The sequence below is a fragment of the Martinezella dioscoreae genome (assembly GCF_009176305.1).
GTDB classification, from domain to species: domain Bacteria; phylum Pseudomonadota; class Alphaproteobacteria; order Rhizobiales; family Rhizobiaceae; genus Rhizobium; species Rhizobium dioscoreae.
Genome location: NZ_BLAJ01000001.1, coordinates 531,695 through 545,834, shown reverse-complemented (window position 1 = coordinate 545,834; position 14,140 = coordinate 531,695). Strand labels below are relative to the sequence as shown.

Genomic DNA, 14,140 nt, shown 5'->3' with positions numbered 1-14,140 from the left:
AAACGGACCGCTCCTGTCAGCAGATCCTTTTTTGTGTTTCTCGCGCTCTTCGCGCTCTGGTGGGTGCTGCTGTTCGTCTTCTATCGATTTCCCAATATCGATCTCGTCGTCGCGAAGAGTGTCTTCACTGCTACGCCCTGCGCATCCGCCGTCATTCCGGGTGAAGTCTGCGGCGCCTTTGCGCTGGCCAAGAACCGTATCTTCGAGATCGTGCGAGATGTGACGCTCACCCTGCCCTATATCGCCGTCGTCGTCCTGATTGCCAACCTAATCTCGTCCTGGCGCAAATTCGGTGCAGGCTGGCGGACGCTGAAAACGGATCGGTACATCGCTGCACTGATATCGCTTGTCATCGGCTGCGGCCTCATCGTCAACACGCTGCTTAAGAGCTACAGCGGCAGGCCGAGACCGCGCAGCACGGATCTTTTCGGCGGCTCGCTGGATTTTGTCCAGGCAGGCTCGTTTGCCGGCCGGTGTCTTGGAAATTGCTCTTTCGTCTCCGGCGAGGCGTCGTCTGCCGGCTGGCTGCTTTGCCTCGTCTTGCTGCTGCCGCCGCGCCTGCGTTTTCCGCTCGGCATTCCCCTGGCTGCCGTCTCGATCATGATGCCGATCATGCGCGTGATGACCGGAGCCCACTATCTGTCCGACGCGGTCCTGGGCTGGCTCTTGTCGTTGGTGGTCTTTGCCGCAACCATCGCTGTGCTCGATCTCCTGCGGTCGGGAACGACAGCCCGGCCCTGAAAGCCGTCGGCTCAGCCAGCGTTGCGCATGCGGATCAAGCGGCGGCGTCTTGCCGCCTTGCGTACGCGAACCGCCATCTCGCTTAGCGCAAAAGGCTTCACGAGATAGTCGACGGCACCGATATTCATGGCCGTCATCTGGTCCGACAGCTGATCATAGGCCGACATGACAATGACTGGGGTCGTTTCCCCGCGCGCTTCCATGAGCTTGAGCAGATCGAGGCCGCTGCCATCGGGCAAGCGAAGATCAAGTAGCATCACGTCGTGGGCTTCGGCCGCGACGGCCCCCCTGGCGGATTCCAAATCCATGGACCAGTCGACCGACCACCCCTCCGCACGCAGATGATCCTGTACGGCATTGCCTATGAGTATATTGTCTTCGACCAATAGAAGCCGCACGATTGCATCCCCAGTTGCAATCAAGCAGCTATGATGCCTATTTCTGACGGCGACCTGAACTCCGGATATGAAGCCGGCAAAAAAGACGACAATCGGAATCAGGTCCGAAATAGCCCTGCACAAAAGCTTGTCATTCAGGTAAATGTCAGGATTGGTAACCATGGTGGCCGGCTTCAACAGCCAAAGCGCCATCCTGCAGTGATGGGTTTACAGGCACCCCGCCGATAGCCCACGCCTCGGAGACAACCATTGACCAGCGAAAACGCATCATCTGGCCGACAGATATTCCGGCCAGCAATCGGCAGTGTCACACTGTGCCTTATAGCCACGCTTTATGTACTTCTTGTGACAAACAAGATGTTCTGGACGAAGTCCTATGGCTATTTTATCGCTGACCCGGCCGCTTTTGCCGCCTTCGTCATCGGTATTTCCGCAGCCATCATGGCGCTCTTCACGCTCTTCTCCGCCAAATACGTCACGAAGCCGGTCCTGATCTTCTTCATTCTGGTGGCATCGGTATCGTCCTGGTTCAACGACCAGTTCGGCGTCATCATCGACAAGGAGATGATCCGCAATGCGGCTGTTTCGACAGGCGCGGAAAGCGGCCATCTGATTACGACGCGCTTCATCACCTATGTTTTGCTGACAGGCATCTTGCCGTCGCTTGTCGTCGCATGGGTCCGGATCGTCCATCGCCCGATCTTCAAGAAACTCGCCTACAATACCGCCGTCATCCTCGCCTGCTCGGCGATCTTCGTCATCGCCGGGACGACCTTCTATAAGACTTATGCTGGCGTCGGCCGCGCTCATCGCGACCTGATGGATACCCTCAATCCGGTGATGCCGATCACAAGCGCGGTGCGTTACGTCATAGATACGCAAAGAAACGCAAACGTCGTCGCACAGCCATTGGGCACGGACGCCCATAGGATCGGCGTCGTCGACAAGGGCAAGCCGCGCGTCACGATCATCGTGGCCGGGGAAACGGCGCGTGCGCAGAACTTCTCGCTCGGCGGCTATGCCAAGATGACCAATCCGGAACTGGCAAAGCGCAATGTCGTCTACTTCCCCAATACCACCAGCTGCGGTACGGCGACAGCAACCTCCATACCCTGCCTCTTCTCGGTCTACACGCGCCAACAATACAGCCATCGCAAGGGGCTAGAGACGGAAAACCTGCTCGATGTCCTGACCCATGCCAAGGTCGACGTAACCTGGCTCGACAATGACACGGGCAGCTACAACGTCACCGATCGCGTTTCCTACACCTTTCTGCCGCACTCTGCGGATCCGCGCTTCTGCCAGGACGGCGAATGCAAGGACGAGATCCTCGTCGACAAGGTCGACGGCTGGCTGGACAAGGTGAAGGGCGACAGCGTGCTGGTGCTGCACCAGCTCGGCAGTCACGGCCCCGCCTACTATCAGCGCTACACGGAAGAATTCCGCCGGTTCCGGCCGGATTGCCGCTCCAACGACTTCAGCTCCTGCTCACAGGAGGAAATCACCAACGCCTATGACAATACGATCCTCTATACGGATCACATCGTCGCCATGGTGATCGACAAGCTGAAGCAGCGCTCCGACTCGATATCCGGCTCCGTGCTCTATTTCTCCGATCACGGCGAGTCGCTCGGTGAAAATGGCATCTATCTGCACGGCACGCCCTATTTCATCGCTCCTTCACAGCAGACGCATGTGCCGATGCTGGTATGGATGGCCGACGATCTCGCCAAGACCGCCGGTTTCGACATGGCCTGCCTAGCCAAGCAGGCCGCCGAGGGCACCTACTCTCAGGACAACATCTTCCACAGCGTTCTCGGCATGACGGACGTCTCGACGAAGGTCTATGATCCGAAGCTGGATGTTTTCGCGGCCTGTCGCACGCCGTCGAACAAGCTGGCGCTGAACTGATGGACTGGGCAATGTCCGGCAGCCCTTTTTGACGGGCGGCCGGACCATCGGGATCGTTTAAAGATGCTTGGGCGCGCGGATCGTCCGCTCGTTTTCGACATTGCCGGTATTGAGCGTCGTATTGCGCTCGAACAGCACGACTTCGCAGGTCGGCTCGGCGACCGGACAATGCTCCACCCCATGCGGAACGATGATGTATTCGCCAGGGCCAAGGACGATATCGCCGCCGTTTTCCTCGCGCAGCTTCATGCGCAGCGTGCCTTTGACGACCAGAAAGAGCTCATCCTCTTCCTCATGATGGTGCCAATGGAATGCACCTTCCAGCTTGGTGAGCTTGACCTGGAAATCGTTGATATCACCGCCGATGCGCGGACTCCAAGTCTCATCGAAGGCTGCAAAGGCTTTGGTAAGGTTCACCTTTTTCAGTGCGACCATATGTTTCCTCCTTAATCCAACTGCGCTCAGGTCGAAGCTAATATTGGCGTGACTGCCACCGATCGCAACGCCGGTATTGCCGAATATCGCCTATTACCATCGGCATATCGAATTCTTCGAAGATTTCAGCCGAAACTTTCCGGGTAGTGGATGGTCGGGAGCGGCACTACATGCTGTCTCAACATTATCATTTCGACACATGACAGGAAAAATCATGACGACAAACAATGTCGAATTCGGCCTGGATACTTTCGGCGATGTGACCTTCGACGATAAGGGTGCACCGCTGCCGCATGCGCAGGTGCTGCGCAATGTCGTCGAAGAAGGCGTCCTTGCCGATCAGCTCGGCATCGACTTCTTCGGCATCGGCGAGCATCACCGCGAGGATTTTGCGGTCTCCTCGCCCGAAACGATCCTGGCCGCCATCGCCAGCCGCACATCGAAAATTCATCTGGGATCCGCCGTGACGGTGCTAAGCTCGGACGATCCGATCCGCGTGTTCCAACGCTTCTCCAGCCTGAACGCGGTTTCGGACGGCCGTGCCGAGGTCATCCTAGGCCGTGGCTCGTTTACGGAGTCCTTCCCGCTGTTCGGTTTCGAGCTGTCGCAATACGAGCAGCTCTTCGAGGAAAAGCTCGATCTGTTCGCGGCTCTTCTTAAAAATGAGCCGGTGAACTGGCAGGGCAGCATCCGCCCGCCGTTGCGCAACCAGAAGGTCTTCCCGACCATCGAGAGCGGCCAGCTGAAGACCTGGATCGGCGTCGGCGGCAGCCCGGAATCGGTGGTGCGCGCCGCTCACTACGATCTGCCGCTGATGCTGGCGATCATCGGTGGCAGCCCCTATCGCTTCCAGCCCTATGTCGACCTCTATCACCGCGCCTACAAGCAGCTCGGCAAACCCGTCAAGCCGATCGGCATCCACTCGCCCGGCTATGTCGCCGAGACGGACGAGCAGGCGCGCGAGGAGCTGTGGCCCTGCTTCAAGGCGATGCGCGACCGCATCGGCCGCGAGCGCGGCTGGCCGCCCATGACGCGTGCGGAATTCGACAACGAGATCGAAAAGGGTTCGCTCTATGTCGGCTCGCCGGAAACCGTCGCCGCCAAGCTCGCCCCGGTCGTCAAGACGCTCGGCATCAGCCGCTTCCAGCTGAAATACAGCGCCGGCGCACTCGGCCATGACAAGATGCTGCGTTGTATCGAACTCTACGGCCAGAAGGTGATCCCGGCGGTGCGCGCGGCCTTGGCGGAATAGTTGCAGCCTGCTCCGCGCTTGCCTTTCTACGCGATCAAAAAGGGCGCTTTGCAACGGTGCGAAGCGCCCTTTGTTTTGCGCTGTCATTCTTTTGCAGTAAATGCTACAGATAATGTAATTGGTAGCATTCACTACAAAGTATCCGATGGCAGAAGCGACACGGAAACCTCGCACTTTCGAAGACCGCGTTCTCGATGTGATGGAAACGCTGGCACCGGCCGAGCAACGCATCGCCCGTTTCTTCGTCGATCAGAAGCAGGTCGCACTGTTGAATTCGGCCGCCCAGATCGCGCAGCTCGCCGGCAGCAGCGACGCGACGGTCGTCCGCACCGCTCGCGCGCTCGGCTTCGAAAGCCTGTCGATGTTGCGGGCCGCCCTGCTTGAAGAGCTGACGGGAACGCCGTCACCCGGAATGCGGATGCAACGCACGCTGGCTGAAACCGGCAGCCAGGCCGGCGATGCGCTTCACCATGTCATCGGTATGCACGAGCAGGCTTTGGATGTTCTGCGACGCGAGGAATTTGCCGCAAGCTTCGAACGCTGTGTCGATATTCTTGCCAAGGCAGCCCGACGTCATGTCTTCGGCATCGGCCCGTCGGGCGCCATGGCGGATTATGCCAGCCTGCAGATCAACCGCATCGGCCTGGCGACCCATGCGCTCTCGGCGGCGGGCATTGCTCTGGCGGACCGTCTGCTTGGGATGAGCAAAGGCGACGTCGTGCTGATGATGGCTTATGCCCCGCTCTATCGTGAGGTCGAAGTGCTGCTGGAATACGCCGGCAAGTATGAGGTGCCGGTCATCCTCATCAGCGATGATCTCGGCTTACAGATTGCCGACAAGGTGACTGAAATCCTACCCGTGCCGCGCGGCAATGCCGGCCACCTCGCCATGCATGGTGGTACTATGGTGCTGATTGAATCCCTGATCGTCGCGCTAGCCGCCAAGAGGAAGGACGCCGCCATCGATAGCCTCGATCAGCTCAGCCAGCTGCGTGGCGCGCTTGATAAATCATGGAGCAAACGCGGCACGAGGAAACGCAAGTGAATGGTAACCAGATCGCCAAGCCGGAGTGTCTCACGTGCGAGTTCATTCGACACATGAGGAACAGCAGTCCGGAAAATACCGTGTGCACTCAAAGCCCTAACCGAATTTTGGGAATCATCTCATGAACAGCCTCACACCCATTCTATCTACGGTGACGGCGTCGTTCCTCGGCTCATTCGTCGAAGTCGTCGAAGCCTTCACCATCGTCCTTGCTGTCGGCGTCACACGAAGCTGGCGCCCGGCGCTCACGGGTGCCACGCTTGCCCTTGCGGTGCTGGCAGCTCTCGTTCTCATCTTCGGACCACTGCTGGCGCTGATCCCGATCGAAATCTTGCAATTCGTCGTCGGCGTTCTCCTCATTCTGTTCGGCATGCGCTGGCTGCGCAAAGCCATTCTCCGCTCGCTCGGCGTCATCGCCCTGCACGACGAGGAGGCGGCCTTCTCTAAGGAGACGGCGGCATTAGAGGCGCAGTCCGCCGATCGCCGCGCCGATTATCTCGCCGGCCTTGCCGCCTTCAAGGCGGTGCTGCTCGAAGGTGTCGAAGTGGTCTTCATCGTCATCGCCGTCGGCGGCGCGCATGGCCTGACACTCTATGCCGGCCTCGGTGCGCTCGCCGCCTTCGTGCTCGTCATGCTGATCGGGTTGTTGGTCCACCGTCCGCTCGCCACCGTGCCAGAAAACACCCTCAAATTCGTCGTCGGCCTCATGCTGACAAGCTTCGGCATCTTCTGGACCGGTGAAGGCATTGGCGCGCATTGGCCGGGCGAGGATCTCGCCTTGATCGCCATCTTCGCGATCGTCTCGCTTGCCTCCTACGCCATCATCCGCGGCCTGCGCGGCAATCCAACAGCAAAGGCAGCCCAATGAATGTCCTGCGTATCGCCCTGTCCGAGCTTATCGGCATGTTCATCGATGACGGCAGCCTCGCGACACTCTGCCTCATCCTCATTCTCGTGATTGCCGGAGCGGTGGAGTTTCTCGCCATGCCGCCGCTCGCAGGTGGGATTCTCCTGCTGGTTGGCTGCCTCGCCATTCTGCTCTATAGCGTTCGCCGCGCCGTGAAACGATGAGATTCACAACTTCCTGCAAGAGCTTGGATTCGCAGAGGGTTGTCGGGTCAGCTGCCAATCCGCTTTAGCTCTCGACAGACGCTTTCGCAGATGCGAAGAATTTCGCACGGCAAATGCAAAGGAGAAACGGCATGAGCAGCGCCTATCCCGAAGTCTATTTGGTACGCCACGGACAGACGGAGTGGAGCCTCTCCGGCCGGCATACCGGCCGTACCGATATTCCCCTGACCGCTGCCGGCGAGGAAGCTGCCCGCAAGCTCGCCGCTCGCCTACCCCAGATCGATTTCGCCGCCGTCTGGTCCAGCCCGTCGCAGCGCGCACAAAACACCTGCGCGCTGGCCGGCTTCGGCGACCGTCGCGTCGTCAAGGAGGATCTGGCGGAGTGGGATTACGGCGCCTATGAGGGTATCACCACCAAGGCGATCCTTGCCGAACGTCCCGGCTGGCAAGTCTTCCGCGACGGCTGCCCGAATGGAGAAACAGCCGCCGATGTCGGCGCGCGTGCCGATCGGATCATCGGGGAACTTCGGGGTATTGAAGGCTCTATCCTGATCTTTTCCAGCGCCCATTTCCTGCGGGTCTTCGCCGCCCGCTGGGTTGGCCTGCCGCCGGAGGGCGGTGAGCATTTCATCCTCGACACCACGAGTATCAGCGTGCTCGGCTACGAGCATGATCTGACCGAGCCGGTCATCCGCCGCTGGAACGAAATCTGACGGCCTGCGCCTGCCCGCCAATCTCCACAAACGCTTCGAGCGGCCCAAGGCCGCTCGATGTCTTTCAGAAAATCAGCCTTCCGCTGCTTACCAAGGCTTGAGGCCCAACAGCTTTTCACCGAGCGGCGTCAATTTGGCCGTCGTCGCATTGTGCTTTTCCCATTCGCGAGGATCGCCCGGAAAGGCGTCGCGCTTCGGGGAATCCAGTTCCCTCCACAGGCGGATCCGTTCCTCGCGCTCGGCGATATTGTCGTATTCCGCCGGATGCATGGAGATATATTGCGCCATGCGAACGCGGTTCTCCGAATGGTTCGGACGAACGCCGTGCGCGAGCAGCGAGTTGAAGATCATCAGGTCGCCGGGCTCCATGTCGATATTGGCGACCGAGAGACCCGTCATGTCAGGATGCATAGGATCGCGATCCGCCGGCTGCGTCTTTTCCCATTCCTCGAAATGCTCGAAGAGTTCCGGCACGCACTGGAATCCGCCGACATCGCCATCCTGTTTCTTCAGACTCAGGACACCCTGAACGCCGATCGGCAGCGGCCGGATCGAAGTATCGACATCCCAATGGATGAAGCCGTTCGGGTTGCCTTTCACCTTCTTCGGCGGGTTGAGATTGGCGCGATCGATGGTGACCCAAAGGTCCTCGCGATCCCAGATGTCGACGAAGACATCGTAGATCCGCTTTTCCATTCGGTTATCCCAGAGATACTGGTGATTATAGATCTCCAGCATGCCGGTATTGTTGAGCTCCTTCATCTTGTGCTCGCGCCGCTGTGGCGCATACCAGGTGGAGGGGTCGTTCGGATCCTTCTCGTCAAAACGCCACAAAAGCTCGACAAGCCGCTTGACATTCGCAGCCGGCACAGCCTGCCGCACGATCACATAGCCTTTCGTGATCCAGTGCTGCCAATCGTCCTTCGACAGCACTCTGAGCGGCAAGGTCTTCTGGATATCCTTCAATTGCGTCGTGACCGCGGATGCGGTCGGGTGCGCGTCTCTCTTCAAGGCAGGCTGCATCGGTTTCCTCCATCTTGGCTACCCCTTTTGACTTCGGGTGACGGGAAAGATGTAGCTTCAATTGGCGCGGCGATGTTGCCCGGCTCTGGCCAATTCTGATACTATTCTGGCCTCCATTGTGTTATGGACGCCCCATGAAGCCCTATCTCGAAGTTTTGCCGCGTTCGCCGGAAGCATCCTGGAGCATGCTGAACCGCAGGCTTGACGACTGCATTCCGTTCCAGTGGCATCACCATCCGGAATTCGAACTGACGCTGACGCTGAATTCCATCGGCCAGCGTTTTATCGGCGACCATAGCGGCGACTATGAAGACGGCGATCTCGTTCTCGTCGGCCCCAACCTGCCGCACAGCTGGGTTTCGCGCGCCAAGATCGAGGAAGAAAAGCCGCATATCGCACTGGTGCTCTGGTTCAATCGCGACTGGCTCTTGCAGATGACGGGCGGCGCGGTCGAATTCCGATCGATCGAAGCTATGCTGCGGAGTGGAGACAACGGCCTGCACTTTTCCGAGGTGACCTCCGCCGCCGTCCGCCCTGCATTCGAAACCATTTTCGAAAAGCCGCCCGTCGAGCGCCTTCTGGCTCTGCTAGGCGTCCTAGTGACGGTCGCGGAAGATCGGCAAGCGACGCCGCTCGCCAGCGCACCGGCGCAGGCACCGGATATCAAGGAAAGCCGCGAGCGCATCGACCGCGTGCTGACGCATATGCATCTTCACTATGCCCGCGCAATCAGCCTCGATGAGCTGGCCGATATCGCGGCGCTCAGCGTCTCCGGCCTACACCGCATGTTTCGCCGCCATACCGGCGGAACGATATCCGATTATCTCACGCGCATGCGCATCGGCGATGCCTGTGCCCGCCTCTCTTCCACGGATCAAGCCGTGCACCACATCAGCGATGCCGTCGGCTATGCCTCGCTTGCCAATTTCAACAGGCAGTTCAGGGCGCTGAAAGGCATGACACCGCGCGAATATCGGGCGATGTTCCTCAGGCGCTGAGAAGCACCACTTCGAGCAGCCTCGCAATTTTCGCCGCCGCCGCATCCGCCGCGGACGCCTCCATGCGGGCAATGCCGAGCAGCAGCCCGGGTCGCGCGGAGCCGAGATACAGCGCCGATATCGGCCGCACAGCAAAGCCATTGGCATTGATGATCCGGGCGACGGCGATATCATCGGTCTCTGCATCGCGGAACCAGCTGGCCAGCTGCAACCCGCCGCCACCAGCTCCGACTTGGAGTTCAGCGCCGCAATGGCGACGAAACGCCTCGACGGTTGCTGCCATGCGCTCCGCATAAATACCGTTCATCTGCCTCAGATGCGCACGAAACCGCCCCTCACGCATGAAATCGGCAAGGGCGGCCTGGATGTGGACGGGCACGATGGCGCCTCTCAGCCGTTGAGCCGCTTCGGTCGCCGCCAGAAGCCGTGAGGGAATGACGGCATAAGCGACGCGCAGACCAGGCGCGAGCGTCTTCGAGAAGGTGCCGATATAAGCGACCACCTCGCCGTGATCGATGCCTTGCAGGGCGGCAATCGGGCGCGACGCATATTGAAATTCGCTGTCATAATCGTCTTCCAGCACGATCGCACCATTAGCGCGGGCAAATTCCAGCAAAGCGAGACGGCGCGGCAGGCTCATGGTGGCGCCGGTCGGATATTGATGCGAGGGCGTGACATAGATCAGCCGCGGCGATGGCCCGGCCCCTTGCGCGATATCGATGCCCTCGGCATCGCAGGGCACCGGCACGAGGCTCGCCCCGGCCATGCGCAGAATTGCTTGCGCGCTGGCATAGCCGGGGTCCTCCATCCAGACGACATCACCCGGATGATCCGGCTGAAGCAACACACTCGCAAGCAGCCCGATCGCCGCCCCCGTCGATGGCACGATCACGATCTGCTCGGGACGGGCAACCACGCCGCGCGTCGCCGAGATATGCTCAAGGATCGCCTCGCGCAATTCGTGAACGCCACCATGATCGCTGTAGCCGAGATCATGTACCCGCAATGAACGACCGCGGGCGCCGAGACAACGCGCCCAGGCGGCATGGGGAAAACTCGAGACATCGGGCACTCCCGGCTCGAACAAGCCTCCCCTTTTGAATTCCGTAACCCGTGGCAGATTTGGCGGCGGCGGTGCGACCTGACCCGGCAATGGCGTCGTCGGGAACGCTGCAACGCGTGTCGCCGCACCCGATGCCGAGCGCAGGTAGCCTTCAGCCTTGAGCCGATCATAGGCATTGACCACGGTCGACCGCGCAACGCCGAGCGAGACGGCCATCGCCCGTGTCGACGGCACGCGCTGCCCTGCGGGCATCTGACCACGAAGAATGCGGTCGCGCATCAGGCGATAGACTTGCCCTTCCAGATCGCCCGAAATCCGGTCCAGTGCCGGCCACTGCGCCACCTCTGTCATGAAACCTCAACTGGTCTGCTAAAAATCAAAAAACTGGCCGTTTATAGCCTACCTCTTTGCTGACACAGATCAACGCCCGATCTGTGAGGAAGACATGGCCGATCACTATCCACCTAATACCGGCACCTACCCGACCACCGAGCGTACCCGCGTGCGGCGCAGCCCGAAGCGTGGCAGCCACGCTCATGCCGACGTCCACGCGATTCTGGATGCCGCGCCGCTCTGTCACGTCGGCTATGTCATCAACGGCGCCCCCTATGTGACACCGACCCTGCATTGGCGCGAGGACGACTACGTCTATTGGCACGGCTCCTCTGCCAGCCGCTTCCTGCGCGCTGCTGAGGACATGCCGGTCTGCCTGACCTGCAGCATGATCGATGGCTATGTGCTCGCCCGCTCGGCTTTTAACCATTCCGTCAACTATCGCTCAGCCATGGTCTTCGGCACGGCTCGGCTGGTCGACGACATCGAGGAAAAGACGGATGCACTGCGTCGCTTCGTCGAAGACCTGTTCCCCGGCCGCTGGGACAGCCTCAGGCCGATGACAAAGCAGGAGGTCAAGGCGACTTCGGTGATGCGAATGAAAATCGACGAGGCCTCGGCTAAAATCCGCAACGGCCCGCCCGGCGACATGGACGAGGCAGATCATCCCGTCTGGGCCGGCATCCTGCCCATCGAAAGCCACCTTGTGCCGCCGCAACCGGCGCCGGGCATGCCAGACGGGATAGAGCTGCCACAATCCCTCGCAGACCTGATACAATCGGGCCGGCTTCGCTGAACCGCATTTGATGACCAAAGGACTTTGATATGGATCTCACGAACTGGAAGGGCGTCGCCCGCCCCGAGCGCATTACCCTTGAAGGCCGCTACACCCGGATCGAGCCGCTCGAGCCGGCCAGACACGGCGAGGACCTTTACGCTTCAGCTCGAGCCCCCGGCGCCGAAGATCGTTTCCGCTACCTTTTCGAAGACGCGCCGGCCAATCACGCCGCCTTCTCTCCCTGGCTCGAGAAAGCCGCTTCCGGCACCGATCCGCTCTTCTTCGCGACGATCGACAAGCGCACGGGACGCGCCGAGGGCCGGCAGGCTCTGATGCGCATCGACAACACGCATGGCGTTATCGAGATCGGCAGTATCCTCTGGGGACCCGGCATCGCGCGCAGCCGCGTGACGACCGAAACGCTCTATCTGTTTGCATCATACGTTTTCGATACCCTTGGCTATCGTCGCTTCGAATGGAAGTGCAATAATCTCAATGAGCCGTCGAAGCGAGCAGCGGAACGCTTTGGTTTCGTTTTCGAAGGCATCTTCCGCCAGCACATGGTCGCGAAGGGCAAGAACCGTGACACCGCCTGGTTTGCCATGATCGACGCCGACTGGCCGCGGCTGAAGGCCGGTTACGAACGCTGGCTGGCCTTGGAGAACTTCGATGAGGCTGGCCAGCAGAAGACCAAGCTGACGTTCGCATAAAGCAGCCTGTGCCAACCCCGGCTATAGAAGCTTGCGAAAATAAACCACGCGCCTGGTTTCGATAAAGCCGAGCGCCGCATGGAAGGCATGGCTCGCAAGATTGTCGATCAGCGCATCCGAGGCGAACTCCGTGCAGCCGGCGGCCCGATCCCACGTACCAACTGCATCGCAGAGCGCCCGCGCCACCCCTCCGCGTCGATGTTCAGGGCGCACATAGATGCCTTCGAGGAAGAGAACCGGTGACGTCTTGCAGCCATTGACGTAATCGTGCCGCAATGTCGCTTCAGCAAAACCGGCGACATGACCGGCAGAATCGATCGCGAGATACGCAACAGCATTTTCATTGGCGCGAAATTGTGCCAGCTCCGCGCGATGATGTTCGTACGAACTATCTGGCCAAAGCTCGGCGCGCAATCGCGTCCACTCCTCCAGATATTCGTCTGCTGCCTGCTCTATCCGCATGTTTCGATCTCCTGACCAACTACCTGTTGCTGGCGAACGGAAAAATTTCGCTTTCGACTCCACAATCATCGCGCTACATATCCCGCATACTCACGCGTAAATTTTTCGCTGATCAGAATCTGAGGATGATGGAATGACATTTCAAAGCAGTTCGCGTCTTTACGCTGCTGTTTCCTCCCTGCTGTGGCCCGCCATCTTCTGTGCCGGATTGACCGGTGCATATTTCGCCTTCGAATCGAATATGCATCTGCTCTGGTTCAACGTCGTCTATCTGTCGACAGTGGCGGTGATTGCCCTCTTCGAGCGACTGATGCCTTACGAGAAGACCTGGCAGAAGCGCGATGGTGAGACGTTCAACGATATTGCCCACACGCTGCTGAACAAGGGGGGCGTACAGATCGCCGCTGCGATCGGCACCTCCTTCCCGATGGCGGTCGCGACGGTCGCGCAGCCGGCGTTGAGCTACCATTCGCATTTCTGGCCGGATCAATGGCCCATGGCGTTCCAAGTCGTGCTAGGCCTCGTCATTGCGGAGTTCGGCCTCTATATGGCGCATCGCCTGGCGCATGAGCATCTGTCGCTCTGGCGCTTTCATGCGCTACATCACAGCGTCGAACGGCTATGGGTCATCAACACAGGCCGTTTTCACGTCATCGATACGCTGTTCAAGATCGCGCTCGGTCAGATTCCGCTCTATCTGCTGGGCGCACCGTTGCCTGTCTTCCTCTGGATCGGCGCGGTTACGGCTTTCATCGGTCTGCTCACGCATTGTAACGTCGACATGCGCACCGGCCCGCTCGACCTCATATTTTCGACTCCACGCCTCCATCGCTGGCATCATTCCAAGATTCTTGCCGAGGGAAATACGAATTATGGGGAAAACCTCGTGATCTGGGATCAGCTTCTCGGCACTTTCTACAACCCGCCGCGTCCGTCCTCGACCGATATCGGCATCACAGGTAAGGTAGCCAAGGGTTTCCTCGCTCAGCTCATCCAACCCTTCTCCCGAAAAGGCCGCAAGGAAATTATCGGCAAGAAGCCCAAAGAGCTGATTCTCAAGGAAGAACAGGCCGCAAAGGCCGCCGCCGAAAGACAACGTGCCGCCGCCTCGATGCGCAAATCGGGCTGACGAGATGCACGAAAGGCGCACCCGTTTCGCGTTTGGGCGGGGGCATTGTCGCGCATGCCTTGTGGACAGAAACATCGT

16 protein-coding genes are annotated in these 14,140 nt (G+C 59.7%); 11 read left to right on the top strand and 5 right to left on the bottom strand.

Features of this window, described 5'->3' with window-relative positions; translation table 11 throughout:
* Nucleotides 1-33: 33 nt before the first annotated feature.
* On the top strand, nucleotides 34-741 hold the full coding sequence (locus GDN47_RS02640) for a phosphatase PAP2 family protein (protein WP_233788759.1): 708 nt from the start codon (nucleotides 34-36) through the stop codon (nucleotides 739-741).
* An 11-nt stretch (nucleotides 742-752) separates the two neighbouring features.
* Here GDN47_RS02640 and GDN47_RS02635 read toward each other — a convergent pair whose 3' ends face one another.
* Nucleotides 753-1,139, bottom strand: a complete 387-nt coding sequence (locus GDN47_RS02635; RefSeq protein ID WP_113330421.1) for a response regulator — start codon at nucleotides 1,137-1,139, stop codon at nucleotides 753-755.
* Between the two features lie 357 nt (nucleotides 1,140-1,496).
* On the opposite strand from GDN47_RS02635, the gene GDN47_RS02630 reads away from it, so the two are divergent.
* Nucleotides 1,497-3,050 carry a phosphoethanolamine transferase gene (locus GDN47_RS02630; protein WP_233788760.1) on the top strand — a complete coding sequence of 518 codons (1,554 nt, stop codon included), beginning with the start codon at nucleotides 1,497-1,499 and terminating at the stop codon, nucleotides 3,048-3,050.
* Nucleotides 3,051-3,107: 57 nt separating this feature from the next.
* Here GDN47_RS02630 and GDN47_RS02625 read toward each other — a convergent pair whose 3' ends face one another.
* Nucleotides 3,108-3,485 (bottom strand): cupin domain-containing protein, encoded by a 378-nt coding sequence (locus GDN47_RS02625; RefSeq protein WP_113330184.1) that lies wholly within the window; start codon nucleotides 3,483-3,485, stop codon nucleotides 3,108-3,110.
* 214 nt (nucleotides 3,486-3,699) lie between these two features.
* Here GDN47_RS02625 and GDN47_RS02620 point away from each other — a divergent pair, with 214 nt between their 5' ends.
* The 5 genes from GDN47_RS02620 (at nucleotide 3,700) to GDN47_RS02600 (ending at nucleotide 7,566) form a co-directional block, all read left to right on the top strand.
* Entirely contained in the window at nucleotides 3,700-4,737 is a 1,038-nt protein-coding gene (locus GDN47_RS02620) for an LLM class flavin-dependent oxidoreductase (RefSeq protein ID WP_145632220.1), read from the top strand.
* Nucleotides 4,738-4,882: 145 nt separating this feature from the next.
* On the top strand, nucleotides 4,883-5,782 hold the full coding sequence (locus GDN47_RS02615; protein ID WP_145632217.1) for a MurR/RpiR family transcriptional regulator: 900 nt from the start codon (nucleotides 4,883-4,885) through the stop codon (nucleotides 5,780-5,782).
* A gap of 121 nt (nucleotides 5,783-5,903) precedes the next feature.
* Complete coding sequence (locus tag GDN47_RS02610; RefSeq protein WP_145632214.1) at nucleotides 5,904-6,650, top strand: COG4280 domain-containing protein; 747 nt, start codon at nucleotides 5,904-5,906, stop codon at nucleotides 6,648-6,650.
* Nucleotides 6,647-6,853 (top strand): hypothetical protein, encoded by a 207-nt coding sequence (locus tag GDN47_RS02605; protein ID WP_113330188.1) that lies wholly within the window; start codon nucleotides 6,647-6,649, stop codon nucleotides 6,851-6,853. The genes GDN47_RS02610 and GDN47_RS02605 overlap by 4 nt, the downstream gene beginning before the upstream one ends.
* Before the next feature lie 131 nt (nucleotides 6,854-6,984).
* Nucleotides 6,985-7,566, top strand: a complete 582-nt coding sequence (locus tag GDN47_RS02600) for a histidine phosphatase family protein (protein ID WP_113351740.1) — start codon at nucleotides 6,985-6,987, stop codon at nucleotides 7,564-7,566.
* 87 nt (nucleotides 7,567-7,653) lie between these two features.
* On the opposite strand, the gene GDN47_RS02595 is transcribed toward GDN47_RS02600, so the two are convergent.
* Nucleotides 7,654-8,589, bottom strand: a complete 936-nt coding sequence (locus GDN47_RS02595) for a phytanoyl-CoA dioxygenase family protein (RefSeq protein WP_145632210.1) — start codon at nucleotides 8,587-8,589, stop codon at nucleotides 7,654-7,656.
* Nucleotides 8,590-8,723: 134 nt separating this feature from the next.
* Between GDN47_RS02595 and GDN47_RS02590 the strand changes: the two genes are divergently transcribed.
* Nucleotides 8,724-9,587, top strand: a complete 864-nt coding sequence (locus GDN47_RS02590; protein ID WP_145632207.1) for a helix-turn-helix domain-containing protein — start codon at nucleotides 8,724-8,726, stop codon at nucleotides 9,585-9,587.
* Here the strand turns inward: GDN47_RS02590 and pdxR are convergent.
* Nucleotides 9,577-11,001, bottom strand: coding sequence for a MocR-like pyridoxine biosynthesis transcription factor PdxR (gene pdxR / locus GDN47_RS02585; protein WP_152092597.1), 1,425 nt, complete (start codon nucleotides 10,999-11,001; stop codon nucleotides 9,577-9,579). The genes GDN47_RS02590 and pdxR overlap by 11 nt on opposite strands.
* Before the next feature lie 94 nt (nucleotides 11,002-11,095).
* Here pdxR and GDN47_RS02580 point away from each other — a divergent pair, with 94 nt between their 5' ends.
* Together GDN47_RS02580 and GDN47_RS02575 are read left to right on the top strand one after the other, a co-directional pair.
* A complete protein-coding gene (locus GDN47_RS02580) occupies nucleotides 11,096-11,779 on the top strand; it encodes a pyridoxamine 5'-phosphate oxidase family protein (RefSeq protein WP_145632201.1) in 684 nt (227 codons plus the stop codon).
* Between the two features lie 29 nt (nucleotides 11,780-11,808).
* On the top strand, nucleotides 11,809-12,471 hold the full coding sequence (locus tag GDN47_RS02575; protein WP_152092596.1) for a GNAT family N-acetyltransferase: 663 nt from the start codon (nucleotides 11,809-11,811) through the stop codon (nucleotides 12,469-12,471).
* A gap of 21 nt (nucleotides 12,472-12,492) precedes the next feature.
* Here GDN47_RS02575 and aac(6') read toward each other — a convergent pair whose 3' ends face one another.
* On the bottom strand, nucleotides 12,493-12,933 hold the full coding sequence (gene aac(6') / locus GDN47_RS02570; protein WP_145632198.1) for an aminoglycoside 6'-N-acetyltransferase: 441 nt from the start codon (nucleotides 12,931-12,933) through the stop codon (nucleotides 12,493-12,495).
* 133 nt (nucleotides 12,934-13,066) lie between these two features.
* Between aac(6') and olsE the strand changes: the two genes are divergently transcribed.
* Nucleotides 13,067-14,062, top strand: a complete 996-nt coding sequence (gene olsE, locus GDN47_RS02565; RefSeq protein WP_145316346.1) for an ornithine lipid hydroxylase OlsE — start codon at nucleotides 13,067-13,069, stop codon at nucleotides 14,060-14,062.
* Nucleotides 14,063-14,140 lie beyond the last annotated feature (78 nt).